This window comes from Paraburkholderia atlantica (assembly GCF_009362785.1).
Taxonomy (GTDB): domain Bacteria; phylum Pseudomonadota; class Gammaproteobacteria; order Burkholderiales; family Burkholderiaceae; genus Paraburkholderia; species Paraburkholderia atlantica.
The window spans coordinates 1-2,028 of sequence record NZ_WHNQ01000158.1 but is presented as its reverse complement, the minus strand read 5'-3'; the positions used below and the strand labels follow the sequence as shown (position 1 = coordinate 2,028).

The 2,028-nt window shown below is 59.9% G+C and carries 5 protein-coding genes; 3 read left to right on the top strand and 2 right to left on the bottom strand.

Annotation, left to right across the window (positions count from 1 at the left end; all coding sequences use genetic code 11):
- The coding region (locus GCT19_RS41755) for a hypothetical protein (RefSeq protein ID WP_227749508.1) at positions 1-215 on the bottom strand (215 nt) is incomplete at its 3' end.
- Here GCT19_RS41755 and GCT19_RS41750 point away from each other — a divergent pair.
- Positions 214-738: a ParA family protein gene (locus tag GCT19_RS41750; RefSeq protein ID WP_084598294.1), complete on the top strand. Its 525-nt coding sequence runs from the start codon at positions 214-216 to the stop codon at positions 736-738. The genes GCT19_RS41755 and GCT19_RS41750 overlap by 2 nt on opposite strands.
- Positions 735-1,061: a hypothetical protein gene (locus GCT19_RS41745; RefSeq protein WP_018432611.1), complete on the top strand. Its 327-nt coding sequence runs from the start codon at positions 735-737 to the stop codon at positions 1,059-1,061. The genes GCT19_RS41750 and GCT19_RS41745 overlap by 4 nt, the downstream gene beginning before the upstream one ends.
- 293 nt (positions 1,062-1,354) lie before the next feature.
- Here GCT19_RS41745 and GCT19_RS41740 read toward each other — a convergent pair whose 3' ends face one another.
- The gene (locus tag GCT19_RS41740) at positions 1,355-1,612 is read right to left on the bottom strand and encodes a replication initiation protein (protein WP_375792066.1); all 258 of its coding nucleotides are present in this window, start codon (positions 1,610-1,612) and stop codon (positions 1,355-1,357) included.
- Between the two features lie 201 nt (positions 1,613-1,813).
- On the opposite strand from GCT19_RS41740, the gene GCT19_RS41730 reads away from it, so the two are divergent.
- On the top strand, positions 1,814-2,028 hold a 215-nt coding region (locus GCT19_RS41730), incomplete at its 3' end, for a hypothetical protein (RefSeq protein ID WP_227749508.1).

Sequence of the window (2,028 nt, the reverse complement as noted above, 5' to 3'; positions counted from 1 at the left end):
TACGCATCGCTGTACGTCCGGGACTGACCCGACACGCCCTTCTGGTAGGGCGTGTCGTTGATGAACAGCGCCTTCAGGTCTCCGTCGGGACAATACAGGCTGAGTTGCCCGCGCCGCTTCAGGCTTTCGTTGTACTCGTGTGCGTTTGTTACCGCATAGCCCGGCTTCGCTCGTTTGCGCGGTTCGCCCGTCTTCAGTCTTGCCTTGTAAGGCATGAAAGCTCGCTCGTCGGATAGATCTCCGGACTCTTTCTACCCGACCCACGGCCGCCGCGCAAGCGGCCCTCTTGAACAAAGCCTAGGCGACCTTGAGGGCACGGCCGCGAAGATCGTTCTGCTGGCCGTTAGCCAAGCGGATCTCGTGATCGTCCCTACACAGGGATCTCAGCTCGACGCGGCACAAGCGTCCCGCGCGCTGCGGGTCATTCAGCAGCAGGAGAAAATGTCCCGGCGCGCAGTACCGTACGGCGTGCTGATTACGCGTACGAACCCGGCTATCCGCACGCGAACGGCCACGCATCTGATGAACACTTTCCGCGAAGCGGGTATCGCGATGTTTGACACAGAGCTGCATGAACGCGAGGCATTCAAGGCGCTGTTCGCCTTCAATCAGCCGCTCTCGCATCTCGACCCGAAGGACGTATCGAATATCGACAAGGCCGTCGCGAACGCCGAGGAATACGCCTCAGAAGTCGTCAACATGCTGCGGGCAAATCAGCAGAAAGGAGCGGCAGCGTGAGCGAGCGCGTGAACCCCTTGCTGAACCTCGATGATTTTGCGACTAAGACGCCCGAGAAGAAGCCCAAACCGGCACCCGAGGCAATCGAAAAACTGGCCGTCGAAAACGGCTTCCCGAGCCGTCAGCCCGGGCGCGTGAAGGAGGCAGAGCCGGCCCGCAAACAACGGCGCTATACAACCGGGCGCAACGTCCAGATCCCGATTAAAGGGACAGCCGAAACGAGGGCAATCCTCGATGCGCTGGCCGACGAGCTGCACGAACCCCTTGGTGAAGTACTTGCTCGCGCGCTCGCAGCGCTGCGCCGCGAGCTGGACGCAAAATAGGATATCTTTTTGGTGCCAAACTGGTATCTAACAGGGATCGGCATATTCAGAATCTGCTGGGCGAGAGTAGGGCGGCCATGGGCTCTCGGCATTCCAGCGATGCCGGCACCCATATTTGGCCAGCGACGATCCGATCGCGCCTATCCCCCGCTGCAGGGCCATTCTGACGAATTGGTGGTCATCGTGAAGCGTGGTGAGGCGCATCAGATGCAGTACTGACGCGCCTCGCACGGGAAAAGAGCGCGATACGCACTCTGACACTTTCCCACTTAGTCAGGCATCAAAAGGCGACGTCAGAGAAGAAAAAGCTGCGGATTGGGTTTGAACTTGAATTCGAGACCTGTCACCTTGCGGCCGCCCTGTTTCGTCGGCGTCCACTCAATCAGCAGACCGTCCTTTCCGGTGAGCTCAGCGACAGCGGGATCAATCACACGTCGACGCAGTTGGCCGAAATCTTTCAGGCAGCTAGGCGGCGCCTCCATCGCGTGGCAGAAGTCGTCGAAGCTGATCCGAACGAGCCCAGTGTCGCGGTACTGCGCGAACATCTCCATCAGGCGCCATGAGTACACCGACCGGAGCGCGGCTGTGTGCTTCAGCTTGTAGGTAGTGAATTCCTTCCGCAGACCCAGCAGAAAGGGCGCTACCTCCGGCGCAAAGTTGACCTCGACCGGCTTTGTTCAAGAGGGCCGCTTGCGCGGCGGCCGTGGGTCGGGTAGAAAGAGTCCGGAGATCTATCCGACGAGCGAGCTTTCATGCCTTACAAGGCAAGACTGAAGACGGGCGAACCGCGCAAACGAGCGAAGCCGGGCTATGCGGTAACAAACGCACACGAGTACAACGAAAGCCTGAAGCGGCGCGGGCAACTCAGCCTGTATTGTCCCGACGGAGACCTGAAGGCGCTGTTCATCAACGACACGCCCTACCAGAAGGGCGTGTCGGGTCAGTCCCGGACGTACAGCGATGCGTA